The organism is Pseudomonas sp. 31-12 (genome assembly GCF_003151075.1).
Classification (GTDB): Bacteria; Pseudomonadota; Gammaproteobacteria; order Pseudomonadales; family Pseudomonadaceae; genus Aquipseudomonas.
In genome coordinates, this window is record NZ_CP029482.1 from 5,865,272 (window position 1) to 5,892,201 (window position 26,930).

At 57.3% G+C, this 26,930-nt stretch carries 19 protein-coding genes, 2 tRNA genes and 3 rRNA genes; 7 read left to right on the forward strand and 17 right to left on the reverse strand.

Translation table 11 applies throughout. The features are described 5' to 3' along the window. Positions 1-5 precede the first annotated feature (5 nt). From DJ564_RS27660 to DJ564_RS27670, 3 genes are all read left to right on the forward strand, one after another. The gene (locus DJ564_RS27660; protein WP_109634835.1) at positions 6-1,679 is read left to right on the forward strand and encodes a J domain-containing protein; all 1,674 of its coding nucleotides are present in this window, start codon (positions 6-8) and stop codon (positions 1,677-1,679) included. A 74-nt stretch (positions 1,680-1,753) separates the two neighbouring features. Beyond that, entirely contained in the window at positions 1,754-2,920 is a 1,167-nt protein-coding gene (locus DJ564_RS27665; protein WP_109634837.1) for a hypothetical protein, read from the forward strand. 178 nt (positions 2,921-3,098) lie between these two features. Continuing rightward, positions 3,099-3,623 carry an SET domain-containing protein-lysine N-methyltransferase gene (locus DJ564_RS27670; RefSeq protein ID WP_109634839.1) on the forward strand — a complete coding sequence of 175 codons (525 nt, stop codon included), beginning with the start codon at positions 3,099-3,101 and terminating at the stop codon, positions 3,621-3,623. A 6-nt stretch (positions 3,624-3,629) separates the two neighbouring features. Here DJ564_RS27670 and can read toward each other — a convergent pair whose 3' ends face one another. Then, entirely contained in the window at positions 3,630-4,274 is a 645-nt protein-coding gene (gene can, locus DJ564_RS27675) for a carbonate dehydratase (RefSeq protein WP_109634840.1), read from the reverse strand. 141 nt (positions 4,275-4,415) lie between these two features. Between can and DJ564_RS27680 the strand changes: the two genes are divergently transcribed. Next, the gene (locus DJ564_RS27680) at positions 4,416-4,820 is read left to right on the forward strand and encodes a serine kinase/phosphatase (protein ID WP_109634842.1); all 405 of its coding nucleotides are present in this window, start codon (positions 4,416-4,418) and stop codon (positions 4,818-4,820) included. Positions 4,821-4,927: 107 nt separating this feature from the next. Here DJ564_RS27680 and rimI read toward each other — a convergent pair whose 3' ends face one another. Beyond that, positions 4,928-5,380, reverse strand: coding sequence for a ribosomal protein S18-alanine N-acetyltransferase (rimI, locus tag DJ564_RS27685; protein ID WP_008145534.1), 453 nt, complete (start codon positions 5,378-5,380; stop codon positions 4,928-4,930). After that, positions 5,373-6,125 (reverse strand): energy transducer TonB, encoded by a 753-nt coding sequence (locus DJ564_RS27690; protein ID WP_109634844.1) that lies wholly within the window; start codon positions 6,123-6,125, stop codon positions 5,373-5,375. The genes rimI and DJ564_RS27690 overlap by 8 nt, the downstream gene beginning before the upstream one ends. A 219-nt stretch (positions 6,126-6,344) precedes the next feature. Between DJ564_RS27690 and mksB the strand changes: the two genes are divergently transcribed. Genes mksB through mksF form a run of 3 tightly spaced genes read left to right on the forward strand, consistent with a single transcriptional unit; the run spans position 6,345 to position 11,150 of the window. Further along, positions 6,345-7,622 carry an Mks condensin complex protein MksB gene (mksB, locus tag DJ564_RS27695; RefSeq protein ID WP_162556247.1) on the forward strand — a complete coding sequence of 426 codons (1,278 nt, stop codon included), beginning with the start codon at positions 6,345-6,347 and terminating at the stop codon, positions 7,620-7,622. Then, positions 7,612-8,313, forward strand: coding sequence for an Mks condensin complex protein MksE (gene mksE, locus DJ564_RS27700; RefSeq protein WP_109634847.1), 702 nt, complete (start codon positions 7,612-7,614; stop codon positions 8,311-8,313). The genes mksB and mksE overlap by 11 nt, the downstream gene beginning before the upstream one ends. After that, positions 8,310-11,150: an Mks condensin complex protein MksF gene (gene mksF / locus DJ564_RS27705; RefSeq protein ID WP_109634850.1), complete on the forward strand. Its 2,841-nt coding sequence runs from the start codon at positions 8,310-8,312 to the stop codon at positions 11,148-11,150. Before mksE ends, mksF begins: the two co-directional genes overlap by 4 nt. Positions 11,151-11,354: 204 nt before the next feature. On the opposite strand, the gene DJ564_RS27710 is transcribed toward mksF, so the two are convergent. The 14 genes from DJ564_RS27710 to DJ564_RS27780 form a co-directional block, all read right to left on the reverse strand. Further along, entirely contained in the window at positions 11,355-13,658 is a 2,304-nt protein-coding gene (locus tag DJ564_RS27710; RefSeq protein ID WP_109634852.1) for a PqiB family protein, read from the reverse strand. Beyond that, positions 13,651-14,274 carry a paraquat-inducible protein A gene (locus DJ564_RS27715; RefSeq protein WP_109634854.1) on the reverse strand — a complete coding sequence of 208 codons (624 nt, stop codon included), beginning with the start codon at positions 14,272-14,274 and terminating at the stop codon, positions 13,651-13,653. Before DJ564_RS27715 ends, DJ564_RS27710 begins: the two co-directional genes overlap by 8 nt. Then, the gene (locus DJ564_RS27720; RefSeq protein ID WP_109634855.1) at positions 14,261-14,920 is read right to left on the reverse strand and encodes a paraquat-inducible protein A; all 660 of its coding nucleotides are present in this window, start codon (positions 14,918-14,920) and stop codon (positions 14,261-14,263) included. Before DJ564_RS27720 ends, DJ564_RS27715 begins: the two co-directional genes overlap by 14 nt. A 147-nt stretch (positions 14,921-15,067) precedes the next feature. Next, positions 15,068-15,183: ribosomal RNA gene (gene rrf, locus DJ564_RS27725) — 5S ribosomal RNA — on the reverse strand. 173 nt (positions 15,184-15,356) lie between these two features. After that, positions 15,357-18,248 (reverse strand): 23S ribosomal RNA (locus DJ564_RS27730). 250 nt (positions 18,249-18,498) lie between these two features. Next, positions 18,499-18,574 (reverse strand) — tRNA-Ala (locus DJ564_RS27735). 27 nt (positions 18,575-18,601) lie between these two features. Next, a tRNA-Ile gene (locus DJ564_RS27740) sits at positions 18,602-18,678 on the reverse strand. A gap of 83 nt (positions 18,679-18,761) precedes the next feature. After that, positions 18,762-20,300, reverse strand: a 16S ribosomal RNA gene (locus tag DJ564_RS27745). Together the 16S, 23S and 5S rRNA genes with 2 tRNA genes alongside form the textbook arrangement of a ribosomal RNA operon. A 544-nt stretch (positions 20,301-20,844) precedes the next feature. Further along, positions 20,845-21,465, reverse strand: coding sequence for a protein-methionine-sulfoxide reductase heme-binding subunit MsrQ (msrQ, locus tag DJ564_RS27755; protein ID WP_109634857.1), 621 nt, complete (start codon positions 21,463-21,465; stop codon positions 20,845-20,847). Beyond that, the gene (gene msrP, locus DJ564_RS27760) at positions 21,465-22,478 is read right to left on the reverse strand and encodes a protein-methionine-sulfoxide reductase catalytic subunit MsrP (protein ID WP_109634859.1); all 1,014 of its coding nucleotides are present in this window, start codon (positions 22,476-22,478) and stop codon (positions 21,465-21,467) included. Before msrP ends, msrQ begins: the two co-directional genes overlap by 1 nt. A gap of 63 nt (positions 22,479-22,541) precedes the next feature. Continuing rightward, positions 22,542-23,399 carry a CDP-diacylglycerol--serine O-phosphatidyltransferase gene (pssA, locus tag DJ564_RS27765; protein ID WP_109634860.1) on the reverse strand — a complete coding sequence of 286 codons (858 nt, stop codon included), beginning with the start codon at positions 23,397-23,399 and terminating at the stop codon, positions 22,542-22,544. 144 nt (positions 23,400-23,543) lie between these two features. After that, positions 23,544-24,560: a ketol-acid reductoisomerase gene (gene ilvC, locus DJ564_RS27770; RefSeq protein ID WP_007948647.1), complete on the reverse strand. Its 1,017-nt coding sequence runs from the start codon at positions 24,558-24,560 to the stop codon at positions 23,544-23,546. A gap of 48 nt (positions 24,561-24,608) precedes the next feature. Further along, complete coding sequence (ilvN, locus tag DJ564_RS27775) at positions 24,609-25,100, reverse strand: acetolactate synthase small subunit (RefSeq protein WP_003205610.1); 492 nt, start codon at positions 25,098-25,100, stop codon at positions 24,609-24,611. Positions 25,101-25,102: 2 nt separating this feature from the next. Beyond that, positions 25,103-26,827, reverse strand: coding sequence for an acetolactate synthase 3 large subunit (locus DJ564_RS27780; RefSeq protein WP_109636224.1), 1,725 nt, complete (start codon positions 26,825-26,827; stop codon positions 25,103-25,105). Positions 26,828-26,930 lie beyond the last annotated feature (103 nt).

A 26,930-nucleotide genomic window follows, 5' to 3' on the forward strand; every position in this document is an offset into this window, starting at 1 on the left:
GCAACATGGATTGCTGGTCTGTGCTGGAACTGCCCGAAGACGCCGACGCGCGCACCATCAAGCGAAGTTATGCGCGACTGCTGAAAACCTTCCGGCCCGACGAAGATCCGGAAGGCTTTCAGCGCTTGCGCGAAGCCTATGAGCGAGCGCTGGATGTTGCGCAATGGCGAGCCGAATATGCCGCCGAAGAACCTGAAGTCGCAACAGCCGAAGTCGTCGAACAGCCGAATCACGCCAACCTCCAGGCGTGGTCCGATGTGCTCGATCTGCGTCCGCTGAGCATTGAAAGTCCACCCCCTCTTCGCTCGCTGAATCTTGCACTGTCCGATCCCCAGGCCTTGCACGAACCGGACGTCGCGCCGGATGAGTTGGCGGCACGTGCGTTACTCGACGGGCTCTCGGCGCAGAACCTGTCCGAGCGCTGGGCGCAAGCACAACAACAGCACTGCGCCCAGGCGTTTGAGAAGTTGCTGCTGGCGTTGTGCTTCGATCATCCGGGCTTGCGCAATTCGATTGCCTCGTGGGCGGTCCAGCACCTCGATTGGCTCGCGCCCTGGCAAAACATCGAGATGACCGATTGGCAGCGAGATGCGCTGGCCAGCGGACTTCTGCAGGATTATCGGCAGTCGTTGCAGGAATTACTCGAAGGCGGCAAAGAGCGGGAAGTCCTTACGCAGCTCAAAAGTTACACAGAACAACCCTGGCTGCAGGTGTTCGATCGGCGTCAGGAGTGGCAGCGAATCCTCCTGCAACTGTTCAACGACTCCAAATGGAGCCTGCCGCTGTTCGACCGTGTCGGCCAGGTGTTTGGCTGGGACGATGAGAAGGGCATTCATCCTGAACCGGCGTCGCTCTGGCAGGCACTGATCGAGCGCTGCAATCAGGAAAGCTTCTACGCAAGCCTGCAGGCCAAGGCGCAAGACAGCCGGACCTGGGCCGCTGACGTTCAGGCCGCGCATTTGCTGATGAACCCGATGAAGCCCGGGCAGCAGAAGAAAATGATCGATGGCTTTGGCCAAAATGAATGGCAGGCCTGTCATGACCTCGCGCAAACCCTCAAGTGGCGTTACCCGGAGTTGCGCTTACGATTGCCCCACGCCGATGTTTTTCACTGGCGACGTTTCCTGCCGCGTCCCATTGCCGACGAGACCTGGGTGCAAGTCTGGGCGGGCATCGCGCTGGCGCTGTTCTTGTTTTATTTCCCGACCGAGCACAAATCCCTGGGCTACAGCATCAGCATCCCGTTGATATTCGCCTGCGTTCCGGTCTGGTTCCTCCGTTTCGCCATGAGCTGGTGGGTGCCGATCATCTCGCACGTCATTGTCCATGACCTGTGGCTGACCGAAGGCCTGGTCCCCCGCCACTGGAACCCGGATACCCGCTGGCTGGTAATCCGACATGGTATTCCCCAAGCCATCCTCACGTTGCTGTTCGGGATTCTGTTGGGTTGGCCGGGGGTGGTGACTTATGTCGGTTTTATGCTGATCGGTCTCTTGCACAAGCGCCGTATCGGTCAGCTTGACCCTGAACTGGCCGCGAGGCGTCCATGGCTGACCGCGCTGCATTGGGCGCACTTCAGTCCGTTACAGTTGGTGTTTTTGCTGGTGATGGTCGGCGTCACCTTCGTGTGCCGGATGTATTTCCCGGAGTATCACCTGACTCATTTGATGTTCAGGTGAGCGATTGCCGGCCGATCTGCTTAAGTAACTATCGCCCGCGATCAACGCGGTCCCACGCTGAAAAGGATCTGAGCATGTTCAAACTGACAGGACTTACCCTCGCAGCCCTCACCCTGAGCGCCGCCGCCCACGCCAATGTCGATCTGAAACTGGGCAGCACCGAACGCGTCACGCGGCTGTTCGCCTACCCAAACAATTGCAACGTGATTTGCTTTCGCAACTGGACGCTCGAGCAGACGGTCGAGCATTACCTGACCCAAAGCGTGCAACGCGACGGTTACAGCACCGCGAAGGTACGGGTCAAAACCGATAACGATCAGCTGTATGCCGACATCAGCGGCGTGCCAAAGGGTTACGAAAAACCGCTGGCCGCGCTGCTCGATGCGGGTGATCTGGCCTACACCGGTGCCAAAAAACTCAGCGTTGATGGCAAGTGGGCTTACAGCTGGTATCTGTTCCTGCCGTTGGGCATGGCCCTGGAAAACCGCAAAAGTGTCGAATTGCTGCATTTCCCGCCGGATTACTCCCTGACGCAGGCCCAGGATTACCTGCGGTCCGCCACCACCGATCGCTGGGCCACGCTGCTGACCGACAACGGTATCCCCGCCGATCAGACGCCGGGCTACCAGACCATCATCGATATCGCGCCGATTGCGGCACCTTCCAGTGCTGGCAAGGATCTGGAAGGGGTCTACGACTACTTCAAGGACTACCAGACCACCATGGTCAAGGAAGTCAGTCAGAACGCCCGCGGCGCGGCATTGCCGATGGTCGCGTTCGGCGCACCGGTGCGTAACTGGATCAAGCAGCAATACGGGCCGACCGTTGATGTGCTGGGCCTGGCCACCATCAGCCCGAGCGCCGGGGTGAAGGTGCCGGTGCTGGGTTCCAACCACCCGAGCTACATCTGGTACGCCGCCGACCCGGAGAGCTACACCGGCGAGGATGCTCAGGCCAAGGCCGACGCCGCGGGCCTGAAAGTCATGGGCCAGGACTTGAGCGCCGCCTGCTGGCAGGCGGGCATGGGCAGCAAACCCGGGACTGACCCGACCGTTCAGCTGAAAGGCTGCACGCAGACGTGGCAAGTGACCCGGAAAGAAAAAACCTGCGAGCTGTTCTACACCTCGATCCGTAACCTGACGCCTGAACAAGCGGTGGCCAAGTGCGCGACGACGCCGATCCAGTCCGAACTCAAACAGTTGCAAGCCCCGCCACCTGTGACTGCGGCACCTGCGCTGTAATCACCCTTGCACTTTTGCGCGTGAGCGAAGGCTTACGCGCAAAAGCGCACTTTCCTCCTGTCAGTTCTGACAGTAGACCCCTCGTTTCATTTGCGAGATCTTGAGGTGACACCCTGTGTTGCTGGGCTGACAGGACGTCAGTTTTTGAAATCGCAACGCGCTGCCGACAAGGATCGTTATGAAACCTAACCCCCTGCCCGGGACCGTTGCGCAACCTCCCGATGGAATCTACCCATTCCCGGAGCTGCCGCTGAGCCTTGGATTTCCCTCTCGCGCGGATTTCGAGATTATCTACAACGCCAATGGATCAGCGGTGGCCGTTGCGGCCCTGCGCGATTTCCCACGGATCAGCCGAATCTGCCGCGTGTCGGGGCATCTGCTGCCTTACCGCAATCAGCATACCCGGCAGCTGGCGCCGGGCATTCACGTCTACGACCCACATTTCAGCGGACTGCTGGAACACTCCTGCGCACCCAACATCTTTTTCGACATGAGCGAACTGTGGCTGTGGGCGCTGAAGGACATCCGCAAAGGCGACCACTTGACCATGGACTTCGCCACAACCGAAGACAAGCTGCTGCGCCAATTCGCCTGCTGTTGCGGTCGTCCCGAATGCCGAGAGTGGATCACCGGCTACGATGAGCCGCCAAACGCCGACGGCCAGTTGTATTACCACCACTGGCGTCGGCGCAGTCTTTGCTGAACGGCGTTACAGCGTCTCGACCGGACGCAGACGGTACTGCGGCGGCAATTGCTCAAAACCACTGATGGTCGTGTTCAGGCTTTTCCAGCGACCATCCTTGATGCCATAGATGCAACCGTGGATCGACAGGTTCTGCCCGCGATGCCAGGCGTTTTGCACAATGCTGGTGTGGCCGACGTTTGCCACTTGCTGGATCACGTTGAGCTCGCAGAGACGGTCAACCCGCTCTTCTTCAGTCGGTAACTCGGCCAGTTGTTCGCGCTTTTCGTAATAGAGGTCACGAATCGAGCGCAACCAACCGTCGATCAGGCCCAACTGACGATCCTGCATCGAGGCGCGCACACCACCGCAGCCATAGTGGCCAGTGACGAGGATGTGTTTGACCTTGAGCACGTCGACTGCGTACTGAATCACCGACAGGCAGTTGAGGTCCGTGTGCAGCACCACATTGGCGACGTTGCGGTGGACGAACAGGTCGCCGGGCAGCATGCCGACGATCTCGTTCGCCGGCACCCGGGCGTCGGAACAACCAATCCACAAGTATTCCGGCGTCTGTTGGCGGGCCAGCTTGGAGAAGAAGTCCGGATCTTCCTGTTTGATCGCCTCGGCCCAGCGTTCGTTGTTATCAATCAGATCTTGTAATTCGTTCATGCTGTAAAGCCTCAAGAATGATGCGCTGGTTTGACAGACAACCGCCCGTCGGGGTCACGCGCTTGATGCAAGTATGGCCGGTGGAATTCTCAGGAGTTCAGTGGGTCCACCCTAGTAAGGCCCACAGTATGAGGAATTGCCATGACTGATTCACGACGTCCGTACGATGCGGTGCAACCCGAGCCCATCGATGATAACGAAGACCGCATGGGTTCGATGCATGAGCTGGACTTCGACGAGGAAGAGCCCAGCGCGAAAATCGGCGACGAGTTACCGGAAAACGAACGCGAGCGCCTGATGCCTCGCGAACGCGTGCGTGAAGCCGGCATGACCGGCGCCTCGACCGATGACCATGAGTCTACCGACGACGACATGAGCCCGGAAACGTTGATCCGTGAAGACGGCGCGCGGGATGCCCATGAGGCCGGTGAAGGCGATCAGGCGGATTGGGATTTGAGCATTGTCGATGAAGACGATATTGGCGGGGGCAATGGGCTGGATGAAGAGGAACTGGCGAAGCGGGATCCGATGGATGGTAATCGTTGATCTGTGGCGAGGGAGCTTGCTCCCGCTCGGCTGCGAAGCAGTCGTAAAATTTCAGGATCGCTTCGCGGCCTAGCGGGAGCAAGCTCCCTCGCCACAATAGCTGTAGTTCAATCGACGAGGGTGCAGGCCATAACCACGGCATCTTCTCGCCCGCCCACCGCCGGATAATAATCCCGACGACGGCCAATCTCGTTAAACCCATACCGCTCATACAACTTGAACGCCCCACGGTTACTGTCGCGCACTTCCAGGAAACACTCTCGCGCCTTGGCGTCATACGCCCGGGACATCAAATGCTCCAGCAGCGTCAAACCCAGGCCACGGCCCTGATTCTCCGGCTTGACGGTGATGTTCAGCAGGTGCGCTTCATCAAGGATGATCTGCACCACGCCATGACCGACTTGCTGCTGGCCTTCGAACATCAGCCAGATCTGATATTTACCCAACCCATCGAGAAAAATCCCGCGGGTCCAGGGATGGCTGTACGCCGCGTATTCGATTTTCAGTACAGCGTCCAGGTCCGCCTCGGTCATCGGGCGGAACGATACAGCGTCACTCATTTGATTCTTTCCAGCGCGCCATCAGCCGACGCATGGCTTGCCAGACATCAGCCTTACGCTGTGGCTCTTCCATTAATAATTCCAGGCCCGGCAGGGCCCAGACCGAGCCCAGGCCTTCGACCTGGAGTTCGCGGTTGAAGGATTCGGCATTTGCCTCACCGGCAAAACGCACGGCCGGCAAGCCGATCAGCCACACGCAGACACACGGAGCGTCTTCCAGTCGGGCCGAGAGGAAACCTTGCACGAAATCCCGAGCGGCTTCCGGGCCCTGGTCCATGGTACCCCGGACCAGCAGCGGCCAGCGTACCGGCTCACCGATGATCTGCGGGCTGTCCGGCAGACCGGCGGCGCGCAGCATGTCCTTGAGCAGCAGATAGGCAGGGTCGCGGGTCTGGAACGTTTCGCCTGTGGGTAACTCGACCAACAGCAGGCAACGACCGGCGCGCAGCAATTGCAGGGAAAAACGCGGTGGCGGCACGACCGGCGCTTTGACCGCGACCGGCGCGGCCTCTTCTTCGACCTTGGCGTTCGTGCGCGTGCTGGCCAACGAGGGGCGCGGCACTTCGATCTTGACCCGTTCCGTCGGCGTCACCACCGGCGCAGCGGCGGCGTTGGCGGTAGGAGCTGGCGCAGAAGCAGGCACCACCGGCGCGACGACCAGCGGCTCCGGCATCTCCAGCAACTCGGGACGCGAGGGCGCGGCAAAGGGCAATTCGGTGCGCGGCAGCCAGTTGACCACCTGCATGGCGGTCAAATAGGCGCGGCGACGGGACTCGATTAGCAAAGGTCGGCCACTTGTGGATAACTAAAGTGCGGTGATTCTACCGCCCTTCGCTCAAGATCGCCCACGCTTGATCGATACTCTTTCCCTTAGAAACAGCTACAGCCCGTCCCGAGAGTGAATCGCATCGGTCCCGATGCAGTACAATCGCGGCTTTTAATCGCCAACCAGCCGGCCATTCCGATGATCGAACCCAAGCGCGTCTTGCGCGCCCTCGCTGAACACTGGGCACTTCTGGAGCCACTGTGCGAGCACTTCGACCAAGGCACCTTGAGCCTCAACGAACTGCGTTCACAGTTGGCCGCCCAGCAACTCGACAGTACGCCGCAGGACATCACCAGCCTGCTGGACGTGTGGATCCGCCTCGACATTCTGGTCCCCGTGGCGAAAAGCCCGAACCGTTTCGAGCTCAACGCGCAGATCCACGACTTCCTCGCGTACCTGCGCCGTGAGCACCGTCTGGGCCTGTGCCTGGAAATCGAAGCCTATCTGCGCCATCTTGAGCGCCTGGCCGGTTATATCCAGGACGCTTTCGATATCCGCGACGGCCACGACCTTGCCCGTCAGTTGCGTCTGCTCGACATGCGCGTACGCGATGTTCTGAAGAAACTGGCCAACGACGAACAGGCCCTGGTGGCCGTCGCCGAACGCGCCAAGACCAGCGATCGGCAGATCCCGCTACGTCAGCGTTACGCTGAAGTACTGGCGACCTGGGACGAATACGTCGAGCCGATGATTCAGCTGGTGAACGCCGACGGCGCCTTCGAGCAAGGCGTGCGCAAAGTCGAAAACGTCCTGCTGAAGATGCTCACCGAGCAGCAGCGACTCGGCCACCTAGTCGATGACGACATGCTGCTGCGCACCCACGCGCGCATCCTCGAAATGCAGACCAGCGCCCAGCTGACCCTGCGTCATGCCCGCGAACTGCTGCTGCCGCTGCGTGAAGAGGCCCGTCGGCACAACGCCGTGACCCGTGGCGCGGCGCTGGCCTTGTCGGCCATCCGTCGCAAAGGCATCGACGCGGTGCCACAAGCCGCGATGCCGATGTTCACCCGCCCGCAAAGCACCTTCCTTGGCAGTGCCAGTCAGGTCGAAGCCTACGTGTACGCCCTGGCCCGATTCGAGCCGAAACCGGCGCGGTTCCCCAAGGCTCACAAGACGCAGAAAGGCGAAGCCCCGCGCGCGCCACGCACCGTTCGCGAAATGCTCGAACGCTGCGAAGATGCCCTGCCGATGCCGGACCTGATGACCTGGCTGCTCGAGCAGGAACCGGACGGCGCTACCGACGAATTGCTTTACTGGTTCTCGCGCCTGTCGCGGGAAAAGCGCTTCACACGCGAGCGTCTGGAACGCCGCGATTACCACACTCACGAGCACCAGGTCAGCCTGCGCTCCTTCGCCCTGCTCTCGGCCCGCGATACCGCCGCCGAGGATTCTGCGAGCACCCCACATGCATCTTGATCTATCCGAACTGTCCCAACTCGCGCCGATCTTCCGCGAACTGTTCAAGGGCTATCACGTCAGCCGCCGCGATCCGGAACTGTACGCGCAGCTGTCGAACTTCCAGGACCAGTACCGCACGCTGTTCCGGGCGCTGGGTTATGAGTTGGTCTGCGACACTCGCGGTTTCTACTATTTCGTGCCGGACCTCGCCGCCGCAGCAGTGAACAAGACCGCACAACGTCTGGCGCTGTTTACATTCATCCTCGTCGAGCACCTGGCGGATCAGGGCCGTGACCCGGTCGCCGTGCTCGACGGCGGCAGCCTTGGCCGTGATGAGTTGCCGTCCTTGTTGGAAAAATACCGCGACCTGTTTATCCAGGCCGAAGTACAGACCGTCGAAGAACTCGAAGAAAAAATCATGCGCCGCATGACTCAGCTCGGTTTTGCCGGCGAAGAAAACGGCGTCTACCGTTTCCTACCGCCGATGCACCGCTTCCTTGATGTCTGCCTGTCGGTTCAGCAGGACCGCGATCTGGCGGCCAGCCTGCACAGCGTGTTGCCGTTGCCGGTTCCAGTATTGATCGACGACGATAGCGACGAAAAACTGCTGCAAACCGACGACCCGCTGGACCTCAGTGACTTCGAAGAAGACAGCGAAGAAGACGCCATGGCCCGCGCCATTGCCGAAGAACAGGAGACCGACGCATGAGCAAGGAACGCTACGGCATTCGCCGCTTCGCCCTTTTGAACACCGCCGGTTACAGCCTCGGCTTGTTCCCGCTGGAAGAACCGTTGTCGGTCTACGGCGCGAACAACCTCGGTAAATCCGCATCGATCAACGCCTTGCAGTTCCCGATTCTGGCGCGCATGTCGGACATGAGTTTCGGCAAGTACAGCCTGGAACAATCCCGCCGTTTCTACTTCGCTTCGGACACCAGTTATATCCTGGTCGAAGTGTCCCTCCCCCACGGCCCGCACGTGATCGGCGTGGTCGGTCGCGGCCCGGGCGGTGGTTTCGGTCACCAGTTCTTTGCCTACGCCGGCAAACTGGATCTGGCGCATTACCAGAAGAACGACACCTGCCTGCGGCAGAAAGAATTGTTCACCAACCTTGAGCGCGAAGGCCTGAAAGCCTACGAACTCAAACCGGATGAACTGCGTCGTTTGCTGGTCGGCGGTCACACCTCGATCCCGCTGGACCTGACGCTGATCCCGCTGCGCTCCACCAGCGAGCAGAGCCTGAAGACCTTCCGCGCCCTGTTCATCAACTTGCTGCACATGCGTGAAATCACCGCGGCCAAGCTCAAGCAATTGTTTCTGGATGCGTTTGAACACAGCCTGCGCTCCGGCAGCGTCGATTACATCGCCGCGTGCGAAGAAGCGTTCCGCGATGTCCGTCGCATGGAACAGGACTACAACTCGCTGGTGACTGCCGGCCCATTGGTCGAAGCCCTTGCGGCAGGCGTGACCCAGCGCAATATCCTGCGCGGCAAGCTGCACCGGATCTCGCCGCTGCTCGATTCGTTGCTGGGCACCTGGTCGGATTACGCCAGTGCGCGCAAGGAAGAGTTGACGATTCAGGCCGAGCACTACCGCAACGAGCAGGACGCGCTGCAAAACGATCAGCGCGGCGGCACTCAGGAGCTGATGCGCCTGGAGCGGGAAATCACCGGCATCCAGCGCTGGCTCGGCGAGCTGTCGGTGCTCAAGCATCGCTTCGCGTTGGTTGATGACGTCAAAGTGCTGGAACAGCAACTGCTCGCGGCCAAGGACGCGCACGACGAACTGGCCGGTGCACTGGCGCAGTCGCGGCAGTTCTCTGCCGAAGACCTGGAAGAACGTCTGCGGGACCTGGAAAAACGCCTGAAGTCGGTGAAACAGCAACTCGATCACGCCGACAACAACAGCTACGCCCGTCTGCGCGAGGAATTCTCGCAACAGGACGTCGAGCGTCTGATGCGCCTGTTCAACAGCGCACTGTTCAGCCTGCCGCTGGGCGAACACGGCATTACGCTGGACGAGGACGGTCAGTGGGTCAAGTCCATGGAGTTGATCCTCGACGGTTTCAAAGGCGAGCGCTTCGAAGTGCCGGGACTGTCCATCGACATCTCGCACATCGAGCCGCCGGCCCTGCAAGCTTTGGCTGACCGCGCGGCATTGCGCGATCAGAAAGAGCGTCTGGACAAAGAACTCAAGCAGCTTAAAACCCAGGCGGCCGTGGCCGCCGACCGTGCCGCGAGCAAGACCCAGACCGAAGCGCTGTACCAGCAAGTGCTGGACGCGCAGAAAGCCCTGGAAGATTTCCGTCGCGCGCAAACCCTGAGTGCCGAGGAAGGCGACAAACTCGAACAACTGGCGCAGATGGAAGCGGCGCAGGACGAATTGAAGCGTTCCAGCGATGCCTTCACCGAACGCGTCCAGCAACTGTCGGCCAAGCTGCAACTGGTCGGCCGGCAGATCGGCGACATGGAAGCCAAGCAACGCACCCTCGACGACGCCTTGCGCCGCCGCCAGCTGTTGCCGGCAGACCTGCCGTTCGGCACGCCGTTCATGGACCCTATCGATGATTCCATGGACAACCTGCTGCCCCTGCTCAACGACTACCAGGACAGTTGGCAGGGTTTGCAGCGCAGCGACGGTCAGATCGAGGCGTTGTACGCTCAGGTCCGTCTCAAAGGCGTGGCCAAGTTCGACAGCGAAGACGATATGGAGCGTCGCCTGCAACTGCTGATCAACGCCTATGCGCACCGTACCGACGAAGCCCTGACTCTTGGCAAGGCCCGCCGTGCGGCGGTCACCGACATCGCCCGGACCCTGCGCAACATCCGCAGCGACTACGACAGCCTCGAGCATCAACTGGCGCTGTTCAACCGTGAGATCAACAAACGTCAGGTCTCCAACCTGCAGAGCTTCCGCATCGTGCTCGCGCCGAACAAGGAAGCGCTCAAGCACATCGACCAGATCATCCACAGTGCCGGCCAGTACGAAGAAGGCGAAACCCTCTCCGTCTTCGACCTGAGCCAAAGTGCCGATCAGGACAACAAGAACGAAGAAGCCAAGGAATACCTGGCACGGCTGGTGGCGGCGAACCACAACCAGCTCGGCCTCAAGGACTTGTTCGAACTGGCGTTCGAGATCACCAAGGTCAACGGTCAACCGGTGATTCACACCGACATCGACGGCGCGGCGTCCAACGGCACCACGATGACCATCAAGGCGCTGACCAACATGTACTTGTTGCTGCACTTGATGGACCGCGACCAGGCCGGTCGTGTGCGCCTGCCGTACTACCTCGACGAGGCGGCGGACATCGACGAGAAGAACCAGGCCGCGTTGCTGGAAACAAGCCTGCAACTGGGCTTCGTGCCGATCCTGGCGAGTGTGAAGCCGCAGGTCTGCGCCAGTGTGGCGATCGACCTGGAAGGTGGCAGCGGGCCGAACGGGATCTACATCGATGAGGCAGACTGGAAGTACATTCGCCGGCATGATGAGGTGAAGGCTGCTGTTGTTGCACAGGCGGACGAGCCGGAGCTGGATGCGGTCTGATTTGGCGTTAAATCGAAGGCAATAAAAAAGGCCGCGATCCAATGGATTGCGGCCTTTTTTATGGTGAGAGACTTGTAGTGGACTCCAAGGCGGCCTCTTCGCGAGCAAGCCCGCTCCCACATTGTTTCTGCGCCGTGCACAAATTCAGTGTGGGAGCGGGCTTGCTTGCGAAGGCGTCATCACAGACGCCCAATCAACGTCCCGCTATTTACCGAGTGAAATCTTCGGCGCCCAGGTCAGCCACTCATCTTCAAACTTGTCGAACAACGGGAACGTCTGCTCAGGCCGTGCCGGGCTGCCCATGCGATCACCGTCCGGCGTAGCAAAGGCGATACCGCCCTGAATCAACGTCTCCAGGGATTCAGTCCTTACCGTCGCGCCTTTGAACAGGCCGTAGTCGAAACCGAAACCGCTGGTGTTCCAGAAACGCGTGCCGCTGCGCACCAATGGCGCGTACTTCGGCTCGATCAGAATGTGTACCAACACACGATCAGCGGTCTGGCCCAATTCATAGCCCGTCACTTTGCCCACGGTCACCTCGCGGTACGTCACCGGCACACCGGTTTTCAAGGACCCACGGCGAGCGGCGCTCAGAACCAGACTCAAACCGGCTTCCTGTTTGGCCGATTCCGGTGGAGTGGCCAGGGCGACGAAGTTCTTCTGCGGGCCGAGGTTCTTCGGCGCGGGCTGTACTTCAATGTATTGGCCGGTGACCAATGTTTCCAGGTTAGAAGTCTTGATCAGGCCCAGCTCAGGCTTGACCACCCAAAACTGGCTGCCGACCCGGGCAATGCGCTCCGGCACTTCGGTGATTCGTGCGGTGAGCATCACCGATTGCAGGTCATCACTGAGGTCGACGTCTTCAATCTTGCCAACGTCCAGGCCTTTGAATCTCACGGGGGTGCCGCTGTGCAAACCATCGGCGCGATCAACCTTGATGGTGACCACGGTGCCTTTCTGATTGGCCTCCTCATGGTTGGCGAACAGGCGAAAACGTGGAATGCGCTTCTGCAACGGCGCCTTGGCTTCCGGGGTTTCGAAAGCGATACCGCCGGCCATCAGGCTTTGCAGCGACTCGCTTTTGACCTGGATTCCGCCAGTCAATCCGCCTGTGAGCGTGATGCCGCTGGCGTTCCAGAAGCGGGTCGACGCGTTGACCAGGCCTTCGTACTCTTTCTCGATGTGGACACCGATCACCAGTTGCTTCTTCTTCTTGGAGAACTGATAGCTCTGCACCGAACCGACCTTGACCTGCTTGTAGAGAATCGGACTGCCGACTTCCAGCGACCCCAGATTCTCGGTGAACAACACCAGGTGCAGGCCGGGCGAACGCAGGTCCAGCGGCGGCGCCTTGGGCCTGGCAACGAACTCACGTTGCGGCGCAGCCCCTTTGTCGCCCGGTCGCACAGCGATGTAGTTACCTTTGACCAAGGCCTCCAGACCGGTGATACCGGCAAGGGAAATCGACGGTTTGACTACCCAGAACTGAGTGCCTTCGACCAGATAATCCTCGGCCAGTGGGTCAAGGGTCAATTCGGCAGTGGCGGCATTCAGGTCCGCATCGACCTTCAGCGCTTTCAGGTTGCCGACCTGGATGCCTTTGTACATGACCGGTGTACGGCCGGCCTGCAGGCCTTCGAAATCGCTCAATTTGACCTTTACCCGAATACCGGCAGCGGCGGCATCGAAATCCTCGTAGAGACGGAATGGCAGGCTCGGATCGGTGGGCGGGCTGTCCTTGCGGTTCTCCGGCGTGGCGAACGCCATACCTCCTGCGACGATGCTGGCGAGCGATTCGCTGCGCACTTTCACACCCGACAGGTTGGCGTCGATGCTGATGCCGCTGGCGTTCCAGAAACGCGTGTGTTTGCGCACCAGATTGGCGTAGGTGGGCTCAATGAAGACTTTGAGTTCGACAGTGCTTTGGTCTTCCGACAGCAAGTAGCTTTTGACCTGGCCAACTTTGATCTGCTTGTAGAACACCGGGCTGCCACGGTTCAGTGAACCGAGACGATCAGCCTTGATGGTGAGGTGCAGACCGGGTTGGGAGTCTGACAGCGGGGGCTCTTCGGCCAGGGCCTTGAACTTGCGGGTCGGCTCGCCCTCGCCCGGGCTGATGGCCACGTAGTTGCCGGACACCAGCGTTTCCAGCCCGGTGATACCAGCCAGGGTCACGCTGGGTTTGACCAGCCAGAAGCGGGTGCTGGTCTTGAGGTATTGCTCCACGTCCTTGTTCATCTCTACGGTGGCGATCACCCCTTTGGAGCTGCCTTCATCATCGAGCTTGAGGGTTTTCACCTTGCCGACTGACATGCCTTTGTAGACGACTTCAGTCTTGTTGGCCTGAATGCCTTCACCGCTTTCGAAACGCACCTGAATCTCGATGCCGGTTTCGCTGTAGGCACGCCAGCCGAGCCAGCCGCCGATGATCAAGGCGATCAGGGGCAACACCCAGATGGCAGACCAGTTCGAGGCCGGTCGGGTTTTAGCTGTAGGCAAATCAGTCATGGTCGTCGTCCGACTCCGTGTTATCCCAAATCAGTCGGGGATCGAAAGTAACTGCGGCAAGCATCGTCAGAATCACCACACTGGCGAAAGCGATGGCGCCAAGATTGGCTTCGACGCTGGCGAGCCGTCCGAAATTCACGACCGCCACCAGGATGGCGATCACAAAGATGTCCAGCATCGACCAGCGGCCGATGAACTCGATAAAGCGGTACATCCAGATTCGCTGGCGTGCCGAGAGTGGCTGGCGACGTTGCACTGAAAACAGCAGCAGCGCGATGCCTACCAGTTTGAACGTTGGTACCAGAATACTGGCGATAAAAACTACGGCGGCGATGGGAATCATGCCGTGCTGAACCAGCTGGATGACACCGGACATGATCGTACTCGGATCGCCCTGCCCCAATGAGCTGACGGTCATGATCGGCAGCACATTGGCCGGGATATAGAGAATCGCGCCGGTTATCAGCAGCGCCCAGGTACGCACCAGACTGTTCGGACGACGGGCGTGCACCAGCGCACCGCAACGGGTGCAGGTCTGCTCGTCGGTGTCGGCTTCCTGCTTGTTCAATTCATGGCATTCGGTGCAAATCAGAATGCCTGCATCAATCGCCCGCATGGGCATCCTCTCCTGACAAAGCCTGCCAGATCTGATGAGGTGACATCACAACCTCCAACCAGACCTGGACCAACAACAAACTGATGAAACACGCCAAACCAAGGCCTACGGTAATGGCCGCCATATCTGCCAGCTTGACGATCGCTACCAGTACGCCCATGAGGTAAACCTCGAGCATCCCCCAGTCCCGTAGATGGTGGTAAATGCGGTAGAGCAACAAGCCGTAGCTGCGTCCGATATCAAAGCGGATGGTCAACAGCACGGCCAATTGGCAGAGCAGCTTGAGCAGCGGAATTCCCATGCTGCACAGGAACACAATCACCGAGACGCCTTGCATGCCGGTATCGAACAAGCCGACAACGCCGGTCCAGACGGTGTCTTGCGACGATTGCCCGAGTAGATTGAGCTGCATGATGGGTAAAAAGTTCGCAGGGATGTACAACAGCAAAGCGGCGATGACCAACGCGAGACTGCGCTGCACCACGTTATGGCGATGGGCGTAGAGCTCGTAACCACAGCGTGGGCATAAGGCTTTCTCGCCATGGGCGAGTTGGGGCTTGCGCATGAGCAAGTCACACTCATGGCACGCCACCAAGTCGTCCAGCGGTAATTCTGACAGCCCAGGGGCGTCAACCGGATCTGGCATAAAGGCTCTGGCCTCCGAAAAAGTTGGGCCTATTCTAGTGTCATGGCTCGAAAATAACTGTGCAAATTTGTGTTGTACCGAAGCAGTACTTTCCTGCGGGCAAAACAAAACCCCAATTGCTTTCGCAATTGGGGTTTCGGAATTTAATCTTGACGATGACCTACTCTCACATGGGGAAACCCCACACTACCATCGGCGATGCATCGTTTCACTGCTGAGTTCGGGATGGGATCAGGTGGTTCCAATGCTCTATGGTCGTCAAGAAATTCGGTAGCCAGGTCGTGGGCCCTTGCGGGTTCACGCTCCAGCGAATGGGTATGTGACAGCTTGGTGTTTTGTGAGTATCTCGAACTTTCGGTTCGTTTCGTCTTCACACACCGCAATCTGGTGCTCTTTCGCCTTTGGGCTCGAAGCAAGCAAATTGCTTGGGTGTTATATGGTCAAGCCTCACGGGCAATTAGTATTGGTTAGCTCAACGCCTCACAGCGCTTACACACCCAACCTATCAACGTCGTAGTCTTCGACGGCCCTTCAGGGGACTCAAGGTCCCAGTGAGATCTCATCTTGAGGCTAGTTTCCCGCTTAGATGCTTTCAGCGGTTATCTATTCCGAACATAGCTACCCGGCAATGCCACTGGCGTGACAACCGGAACACCAGAGGTTCGTCCACTCCGGTCCTCTCGTACTAGGAGCAGCCCCTCTCAAATCTCAAACGTCCACGGCAGATAGGGACCGAACTGTCTCACGACGTTCTAAACCCAGCTCGCGTACCACTTTAAATGGCGAACAGCCATACCCTTGGGACCGGCTTCAGCCCCAGGATGTGATGAGCCGACATCGAGGTGCCAAACACCGCCGTCGATATGAACTCTTGGGCGGTATCAGCCTGTTATCCCCGGAGTACCTTTTATCCGTTGAGCGATGGCCCTTCCATACAGAACCACCGGATCACTAAGACCTACTTTCGTACCTGCTCGACGTGTCTGTCTCGCAGTCAAGCGCGCTTTTGCCTTTATACTCTACGACCGATTTCCGACCGGTCTGAGCGCACCTTCGTACTCCTCCGTTACTCTTTAGGAGGAGACCGCCCCAGTCAAACTACCCACCATACACTGTCCTCGATCCGGATAACGGACCTGAGTTAGAACCTCAAAGTTGCCAGGGTGGTATTTCAAGGTTGGCTCCACGCGAACTGGCGTCCACGCTTCAAAGCCTCCCACCTATCCTACACAAGCAAATTCAAAGTCCAGTGCAAAGCTATAGTAAAGGTTCACGGGGTCTTTCCGTCTAGCCGCGGATACACTGCATCTTCACAGCGATTTCAATTTCACTGAGTCTCGGGTGGAGACAGCGCCGCCATCGTTACGCCATTCGTGCAGGTCGGAACTTACCCGACAAGGAATTTCGCTACCTTAGGACCGTTATAGTTACGGCCGCCGTTTACCGGGGCTTCGATCAAGAGCTTCGCGTTAGCTAACCCCATCAATTAACCTTCCGGCACCGGGCAGGCGTCACACCCTATACGTCCACTTTCGTGTTTGCAGAGTGCTGTGTTTTTAATAAACAGTCGCAGCGGCCTGGTATCTTCGACCGGCATGGGCTTACGCAGTAAATGCTTCACCCTCACCGGCGCACCTTCTCCCGAAGTTACGGTGCCATTTTGCCTAGTTCCTTCACCCGAGTTCTCTCAAGCGCCTTGGTATTCTCTACCCAACCACCTGTGTCGGTTTGGGGTACGGTTCCTGGTTACCTGAAGCTTAGAAGCTTTTCTTGGAAGCATGGCATCAACCACTTCGTGTTCTAAAAGAACACTCGTCATCAGCTCTCGGCCTTAGAATCCCGGATTTACCTAAGATTCCAGCCTACCACCTTAAACTTGGACAACCAACGCCAAGCTGGCCTAGCCTTCTCCGTCCCTCCATCGCAATAACCAGAAGTACAGGAATATTAACCTGTTTTCCATCGACTACGCTTTTCAGCCTCGCCTTAGGGACCGACTAACCCTGCGTCGATTAACGTTGCGCAGGAAACCTTGGTCTTTCGGCGTGGGTGTTTTTCACACCCATTGTCGTTACTCATGTCAGCATTCGCACTTCTGATACCTCCAGCAAGCTTCTCAACTCACCTTCACAGGCTTACAGAACGCTCCTCTACCGCATCACCTAAGTGATACCCGTAGCTTCGGTGTATGGTTTGAGCCCCGTTACATCTTCCGCGCAGGCCGACTCGACTAGTGAGCTATTACGCTTTCTTTAAAGGGTGGCTGCTTCTAAGCCAACCTCCTAGCTGTCTAAGCCTTCCCACATCGTTTCCCACTTAACCATAACTTTGGGACCTTAGCTGACGGTCTGGGTTGTTTCCCTTTTCACGACGGACGTTAGCACCCGCCGTGTGTCTCCCATGCTCGGCACTTGTAGGTATTCGGAGTTTGCATCGGTTTGGTAAGTCGGGATGACCCCCTAGCCGAAACAGTGCTCTACCCCCTACAGTGATACATGAGGCGCTACCTAAATAGCTTTCGAGGAGAACCAGCTATCTCCGAGCTTGATTAGCCTTTCACTCCGATCCACAGGTCATCCGCTAACTTTTCAACGGTAGTCGGTTCGGTCCTCCAGTTAGTGTTACCCAACCTTCAACCTGCCCATGGATAGATCGCCCGGTTTCGGGTCTATTCCCAGCGACTAGACGCCCTATTAAGACTCGCTTTCGCTACGCCTCCCCTATTCGGTTAAGCTCGCCACTGAAAATAAGTCGCTGACCCATTATACAAAAGGTACGCAGTCACCCAACAAAGTGGGCTCCCACTGCTTGTACGCATACGGTTTCAGGATCTATTTCACTCCCCTCTCCGGGGTTCTTTTCGCCTTTCCCTCACGGTACTAGTTCACTATCGGTCAGTCAGTAGTATTTAGCCTTGGAGGATGGTCCCCCCATATTCAGACAAAGTTTCTCGTGCTCCGTCCTACTCGATTTCATGACTAAGAGATTTTCGCGTACAGGGCTATCACCCACTATGGCCGCACTTTCCAGAGCGTTCCGCTAATCTCAAAGCCACTTAAGGGCTAGTCCCCGTTCGCTCGCCACTACTAAGGGAATCTCGGTTGATTTCTTTTCCTCAGGGTACTTAGATGTTTCAGTTCCCCTGGTTCGCCTCTTAAGCCTATGTATTCAGCTTAAGATAACCATCTTATGATGGCTGGGTTCCCCCATTCAGACATCTCCGGATCAAAGTCTGTTTGCCGACTCCCCGAAGCTTTTCGCAGGCTACCACGTCTTTCATCGCCTCTGACTGCCAAGGCATCCACCGTATGCGCTTCTTCACTTGACCATATAACCCCAAGCAATCTGGTTATACTGTGAAGACGACATTCGCCGAAAATTCGATAATACTCAATTAAGAGCAACTCACAAATTTTACCTTAGCCTGATCCGTTACCAGTGAAAGTAACGTTCAGTCTATCTTTCTATCACATACCCAAATTTTTAAAGAACGATCTAATCCAAAGACTAGAAATCAACATTCACCATCATCACAATGGAATGCTCATTTCTAAGCTTTCAACAAACAGAAGCAGTAGTGGTGGAGCCAAACGGGATCGAACCGTTGACCTCCTGCGTGCAAGGCAGGCGCTCTCCCAGCTGAGCTATGGCCCCGTATTTCTACAGGTTCCCACACAAAATTGGTGGGTCTGGGCAGATTCGAACTGCCGACCTCACCCTTATCAGGGGTGCGCTCTAACCAACTGAGCTACAGACCCAATTTCGGGCTGCTTCTTTATCGTCTTCTTCAATGAATCAAGCAATTCGTGTGGGAACTTATGGAGCAGCTGATGTCGTCGATTAAGGAGGTGATCCAGCCGCAGGTTCCCCTACGGCTACCTTGTTACGACTTCACCCCAGTCATGAATCACACCGTGGTAACCGTCCTCCCGAAGGTTAGACTAGCTACTTCTGGTGCAACCCACTCCCATGGTGTGACGGGCGGTGTGTACAAGGCCCGGGAACGTATTCACCGCGACATTCTGATTCGCGATTACTAGCGATTCCGACTTCACGCAGTCGAGTTGCAGACTGCGATCCGGACTACGATCGGTTTTCTGGGATTAGCTCCACCTCGCGGCTTGGCAACCCTCTGTACCGACCATTGTAGCACGTGTGTAGCCCAGGCCGTAAGGGCCATGATGACTTGACGTCATCCCCACCTTCCTCCGGTTTGTCACCGGCAGTCTCCTTAGAGTGCCCACCATTACGTGCTGGTAACTAAGGACAAGGGTTGCGCTCGTTACGGGACTTAACCCAACATCTCACGACACGAGCTGACGACAGCCATGCAGCACCTGTCTCAATGTTCCCGAAGGCACCAATCCATCTCTGGAAAGTTCATTGGATGTCAAGGCCTGGTAAGGTTCTTCGCGTTGCTTCGAATTAAACCACATGCTCCACCGCTTGTGCGGGCCCCCGTCAATTCATTTGAGTTTTAACCTTGCGGCCGTACTCCCCAGGCGGTCAACTTAATGCGTTAGCTGCGCCACTAAGAGCTCAAGGCTCCCAACGGCTAGTTGACATCGTTTACGGCGTGGACTACCAGGGTATCTAATCCTGTTTGCTCCCCACGCTTTCGCACCTCAGTGTCAGTATCAGTCCAGGTGGTCGCCTTCGCCACTGGTGTTCCTTCCTATATCTACGCATTTCACCGCTACACAGGAAATTCCACCACCCTCTACCATACTCTAGCTTGTCAGTTTTGAATGCAGTTCCCAGGTTGAGCCCGGGGATTTCACATCCAACTTAACAAACCACCTACGCGCGCTTTACGCCCAGTAATTCCGATTAACGCTTGCACCCTCTGTATTACCGCGGCTGCTGGCACAGAGTTAGCCGGTGCTTATTCTGTCGGTAACGTCAAAACACTTACGTATTAGGTAAATGCCCTTCCTCCCAACTTAAAGTGCTTTACAATCCGAAGACCTTCTTCACACACGCGGCATGGCTGGATCAGGCTTTCGCCCATTGTCCAATATTCCCCACTGCTGCCTCCCGTAGGAGTCTGGACCGTGTCTCAGTTCCAGTGTGACTGATCATCCTCTCAGACCAGTTACGGATCGTCGCCTTGGTGAGCCATTACCTCACCAACTAGCTAATCCGACCTAGGCTCATCTGATAGCGCAAGGCCCGAAGGTCCCCTGCTTTCTCCCGTAGGACGTATGCGGTATTAGCGTCCGTTTCCGAGCGTTATCCCCCACTACCAGGCAGATTCCTAGGCATTACTCACCCGTCCGCCGCTCGCCACCAGGTACAAGTACCCGTGCTGCCGCTCGACTTGCATGTGTTAGGCCTGCCGCCAGCGTTCAATCTGAGCCATGATCAAACTCTTCAGTTCAAACATCTTTGGGTTTTTAAGAAACCCTAAACTTGGCTCAGCAATCGTTGGCTACATCTTTGATTTCTCGCGGAGTAACTTGTGATGCTGATAATCTTGTTGACTATCAGTCTGACCCCACAAGCACCCACACGAATTGCTTGATTCAGTTGTTAAAGAGCGGTTGGTTAAGATCTTTCGTCTCAACCGAGGCGCGCATTCTACAGCAGCCTCTGTTGCTGTCAAGCGGTTATTTTCAGAAGTTTTCAAAGTTTCCTTTGCAACTTCAACCACTTGCGCTTCCGATCTCTCGTTAGCGGGAGGCGAATTCTACAGCGTTACTCGCTGCTGTCAACACCTCTTTTTCTCCGCTTTCGACCGAGAAGATCGAACCGTCAATCAAGCCAAACAAACCCGCTTGATCAACTCCTTCTGGGCTTCGATGACCTGAAGCAACTCACTGCCGAAAACTGCGTAACTCTTTGTTTACCAAGGAGTTTTCCGTTTCGACTGCGCCGGAAGTGGGGCGAATTATAGACTTCCAGAATCTGCCGTCAACTCCTATTTACGCTTTTCTTGCAGAAGGTACCTTTTTAGCTATTAAGCGCGGGATTCGGCGAGCAATCGGGGGAATGCGCAGCACTAATAGCAGCGCGCCTATAGAGGCATAGACAGACCATTCCTTCAAATCCGCTCGAACGATCCAAAGCATATGCAGCAAGCCGAGCCCGAGAATCACATAAGCCAGCCGATGTAACTTCTTCCAACGCACACCCAAGCGTCGCTGACTATAACGATTGGAAGTCACCGCCAATGCCAACAAACCAAGAAATCCCAACGTCCCGACAATGATGTACGGCCGCTTGCGCAACTCGACACCCAGCTGCGACCAGTCAAATCCAAGAATGAATGCTGTATAGCCGCTCAAATGCAGAACCACATAAGCGAAACACCACAACCCCAGTTGCCGGCGTACAGCGATCCACCCCGCCCAACCGGTAAGTTTCTGCAGAGGCGTCATGCTTAAGGTTATCAATAGCAGGACAAGCGTCCCCAACCCGAGACGGTCAACCAACACCTTGCCCGGGTCGGGGCCCAGCACATCCTGCCAAGCCTGATACAACCAAAGCAGCGGCCAGATCGCAGCCGCTATAAAGACGCCCACTCGCCAAAACAGATAACGCATCAGTAGTTCTTCCGCAGATCGAGCCCTGTATAGAGAGAAGCGACTTCATCCGAGTAGCCGTTGAACATCTGCGTATCCCGAACATTGGGCTTGAACAGACCGCTCGGCAACCGACGCTCCCGCGCCTGGGTCCAGCGCGGGTGATCGACGGTAGGGTTCACGTTCGCGTAGAAGCCGTACTCATCCGAGGCAATGCTCTGCCAGGTGGTTTTCGGCTGTTCACTGACCAGACTGATCCGCACGATGGATTTGATGCTCTTGAAGCCGTACTTCCAAGGCACCACCAACCGTAGCGGCGCCCCGTTCTGATTCGGCAATTCGCGCCCATACATGCCCACCGCAAGAATCGCCAGCGGATTCATCGCCTCATCCAACCGCAGCCCCTCTACATAGGGCCACTCGATCAAGGCAAAGCCGGAGCGCTGACCCGGCATGCTCTTGGGATCTTGCAGCGTTTCGAAACGGATGAACTTCGCCTTGGACGTAGGTTCGACCTCCTTCAGCAAAGCCGAGAGAGGAAAACCGATCCACGGAATGACCATCGACCAGGCCTCAACACAGCGAAGACGATAAATCCGCTCCTCCAATTGATAAGGCTTCATGAAGTCTTCCAGCGCATACCGCCCCGGCTTACCCACCTCCCCGTCTACTACCACGGTCCAAGGTTCAGTCTTCAACGAACCGGCATTGGCAGCAGGGTCGCCTTTATCAGTGCCGAACTCATAGAAGTTGTTGTAGTGGGTCGCATCCTTGAATGGCGTGATCGCCTCATCCTTGACGTTGACCGCCCCCCACTTGGTAGAAGGAAGCTTTTCGGCAAACCAGGAAGGTGCCTTGCCAGGCTCGACATCGGCGTAGCGAGCGGCTTCGTCAGCACTGGCCCAACGCGGCAGACTGCTCACAGCCAGACCGGCTACGGCAGCACCCAATAGATTGCGTCGAGAAAGATAGAAGGATTCAGGCGTGACGTCCGACTCGTGGCAGTCAGACGCTTTGGGGACTTTGATCAGCATGGCAACTCCGCAGCATTGGAGGACAGATGCACCAATAGACTGCGGAGTATGAGGGAAATTACATCACTCGGCTTTTTTGTGCCGACGAAGATGCAACAGGTATTGCACCGGACCGGACGCCGCGTAAGCGAGGAAAACCAGCAGCAGAATGCGCGGTGGATCACTGAAGACCACGGCAAACACCAGCACCACCGCCAGGATCGCGACAAAAGGCACTCGTCCCTTCAAGTCCAGTTCCTTGAAGCTGTTGTACTTGATGTTGCTGACCATCAGCATGCCGGCGGCGGCCACCATCAGCGCAACCAGGAAGGACATCTTGGACCCCTGAATGCCGTAATCGCTGAACGCCCAGACAATCCCCGCGACCACACCCGCGGCAGCCGGGCTGGCCAGACCGATGAAGTAGCGTTTGTCCGCAGTGCCGACTTGCGTATTGAAGCGGGCCAGACGCAATGCCGCGCCAGCAACATAGATGAAGGCAACCATCCAGCCGACCTTGCCCATGTCGCCCAAGGCCCAGCCAAACGCCAGCAATGCCGGCGCGACACCAAAGGCGACCATGTCCGACAGCGAGTCGTACTCGGCGCCGAAGGCACTCTGGGTATTGGTCATACGGGCGACTCGACCATCGAGGCCGTCGAGCACCATGGCGACGAAAATCGCGATAGCGGCAAACGCGAAATACTTGCTCGCGCCAACCGAATCACCGGCACTCAAGGCGCTCTGGGCGCTCATCGAACTTATGATGGAATAAAACCCTGCGAACAGGTTCGCAGTGGTGAACAGATTCGGCAGAAGATAGATACCACGATGCCGGACTTTACGACCTTCAGCGTCGTGCCCTTCCTCGATGTGTTCATCGATGGGCAGCAGGCTTTCGGCGTCAGAAGCCTTGTTTGGCTCTTCGGGACGTTCGCTCATGGACATTACCTTGCAACGGGGTGGAAAGTTTCGACAGGTGTCTGGGACGACGGTTCGGCCGCAAACGATGCAGCTTTATACCAGAACCGGCCACCCAAACGAAAAAACGCGGCCTAAGCCGCGTTTTTCGTACAAGTGCGCGACTTAGTTTTTAGCTTTGTCGACGATCTTGTTGGCACCGATCCACGGCATCATGGAGCGCAGTTGCTCGCCGATGATTTCGATACCGTGAGCGGCGTTGTTACGACGCTTGGCGGTCATCGAAGGATAGCCGGTCGCGCCTTCGCTGATGAACATCTTGGCGTATTCGCCGTCCTGAATACGTTTCAGGGCGTTGCGCATGGCCTGACGGGATTCGGCGTTGATCACTTCCGGACCGGTCACGTACTCGCCGTACTCAGCGTTATTGGAGATCGAGTAGTTCATGTTGGCGATGCCGCCTTCGTACATGAGGTCAACGATCAGCTTCAGTTCGTGCAGGCATTCGAAGTAAGCCATTTCCGGCGCGTAGCCAGCTTCAACCAGGGTTTCGAAACCGGCTTTGACCAGTTCAACGGTACCGCCGCACAGAACGGCTTGTTCGCCGAACAGGTCGGTTTCGGTCTCGTCCTTGAAGGTGGTTTCGATGATGCCGGTACGACCGCCACCCACGCCTGCGGCGTAGGACAGTGCAACGTTTTTGGCGTTGCCCGAAGCATCCTGGTAGATAGCGATCAGGTCAGGGATACCGCCGCCTTTGACGAACTCGGAACGCACGGTGTGGCCCGGTGCTTTCGGCGCGATCATGATCACGTCGAGGTCAGCGCGCGGAACAACCTGGTTGTAGTGGATCGCGAAGCCGTGGGAGAAGGCCAGGGTGGCGCCTTTCTTGATGTTCGGCTCGATTTCGTTCTTGTACAGGGCAGACTGGAACTCGTCCGGGGTCAGGATCATGACCAGGTCGGCCGCAGCAACAGCGGAAGCAACGTCGGTCACTTTCAGGCCGTGGGCTTCGGCTTTGGCAACAGTGGCCGAACCTTTGCGCAGACCGACAGTCACGTCAACGCCGGAGTCTTTCAGGTTGCACGCTTGAGCGTGGCCTTGGGAACCGTAACCAATGATGGCAACTTTCTTGCCCTGGATGATCGACAGGTCGCAGTCTTTTTCGTAATAAACTTTCATGAAATTCCCCTATATATCCAGGCCGTTCAGGCCGTTCGCTAATTTGGTTTAGATGCTGAGTACTTTGTCGCCGCGAGCGATGCCGGTCACGCCGCTACGGACGGTTTCCAGGATCGAGGCGGTGCCAATGGACTGAATGAAGCTGTCGAGCTTGTCGCTGGTACCGGTCAATTGAACGGTATACACGCTAGCGCTGACATCGACGATCTGCCCACGGTAAATATCGGTGGTGCGCTTGATCTCGGCGCGCTGGGCGCCGGTGGCCTTGACCTTGACCAACATCAGTTCGCGCTCGATGTGAGCACTCTCCGACAGGTCGACCAGTTTGACCACTTCGATCAGCTTGTTCAGGTTCTTGGTGATCTGCTCGATGATTTCATCGTGGCCGACAGTGGTCAGCGTCAGACGCGACAAGGTCGGGTCTTCGGTAGGGGCCACGGTCAGGCTTTCGATGTTGTAGTTGCGCTGCGAGAACAGGCCGACTACACGAGACAGAGCACCGGGTTCGTTTTCCAGAAGCAGGGAAATAATATGTCGCATGATTAAGTACGCTCCGTCTTGCTCAGCCACATATCGCGCATGGAGCCGTCTTTGATCTGCATCGGGTAGACGTGCTCACCGGCGTCGACCTTGATGTCGATGAACACCAGACGATCCTTCATCGCGAACGCTTGCTCCATCATCGGCTTCAAATCCTTCAAGTCCGTGATGCGCATCCCCACGTGACCGTAGGCTTCGGCCAACTTGACGAAGTCCGGCAACGATTCCATGTAGGAGTGCGAGTGACGCGCGCCGTAGCTCATGTCCTGCCACTGACGGACCATGCCGAGCACGCCGTTGTTGAGCAGGATGATCTTCACCGGCAGGTCATGCTGCAGGCAAGTGGACAGCTCCTGGATGTTCATCTGGATGCTGCCTTCACCAGTCACGCAAGCCACGTCCGCTTCCGGGAAGCTCAGTTTCACGCCCATTGCTGCCGGGAAACCGAAGCCCATCGTGCCCAGGCCACCGGAGTTGATCCAGCGATTAGGCTTGTTGAAGCGGTAGTACTGCGCCGCAAACATCTGGTGCTGACCCACGTCGGACGCAATGTAGGCGTCGCCCTTGGTCACTTCGTGCAGGGTTTCGATAACGGTCTGCGGCTTGATGATGCTGCCGTCCCCTTTGTTGTAAGGGAACATGTCGCGATCACCGCGCCACTCTTCAACCTGCTTCCACCAGGCAGCAACCGAGTCCTTGTTCGGGGTCTCGCCGATTTCCTTGAAGGTAGCGACCATTTCGGTCAAGACGCTTTCCACCGGGCCGACGATAGGAACGTCGGCCTTGATGGTCTTGGAGATCGAAGCCGGGTCGATATCGATGTGGATGATCTTGGCGCTTGGGCAGAACTTCGATGCACCGTTGATAACACGGTCATCGAAACGTGCGCCCACGGCCATGATCACGTCCGCATGGTGCATCGCCAGGTTGGCGGTGTAGCTGCCGTGCATACCAAGCATGCCGAGGAACTGACGGTCGCTGCCCGGATAGGCGCCGAGGCCCATCAAGGTATTGGTGACCGGCACGTTCAGCAGTTGCGCCAATTCGGTCAACGGCGCGGAGCCGTTGCCCAGAATGACGCCGCCGCCGGCATAGATGATCGGCCGCTTGGCCGCCAACAGCATTTCCACCGCTTTGCGGATCTGGCCCGAGTGACCACGAACCGCCGGGCTGTAGGAACGCAGCTTGGCTTTTTTCGGGAAGATGTATTCGAACTTCTCGGCCGGGTTGGTCATGTCTTTCGGGATGTCGACAACGACAGGACCAGGACGACCGGATTGCGCGAGGTAGAACGCCTTTTTCATGATCTCCGGGATTTCCGAAGCATGCTTGATCATGAAACTGTGTTTCACGATCGGCCGGGAGATACCGATCATGTCGGTTTCCTGGAAGGCATCGGTACCGACCATGGTGCTAGGCACCTGGGCGGTCAGGATCACCATCGGGATCGAGTCCATGTACGCAGTAGCAATACCGGTAATGACGTTGGTCGCGCCGGGACCGGAGGTCACCAGTACGACGCCGGCCTTGCCGGTAGCGCGCGCATAGCCGTCCGCCATGTGAGTGGCAGCCTGCTCATGACGAACGAGAATGTGTTGAACGGCTGGTTCTTTGAACAGCGCGTCATAGATATGCAATGCGGCACCACCCGGGTACCCATAGATATATTTAACGCCTTCGTCACGCAAAAAGCGGACGAGCATCTCACCGCCAGATAAAAGCTCCACGTTGTTCACCTCTAAAACGCCAGAATACCGCCCACATCAAAGAGGACGGGTCTTAATAGGTTTACTTCTCAGCAGAGCATGAGCGACGGTGGTCGCCGACTAC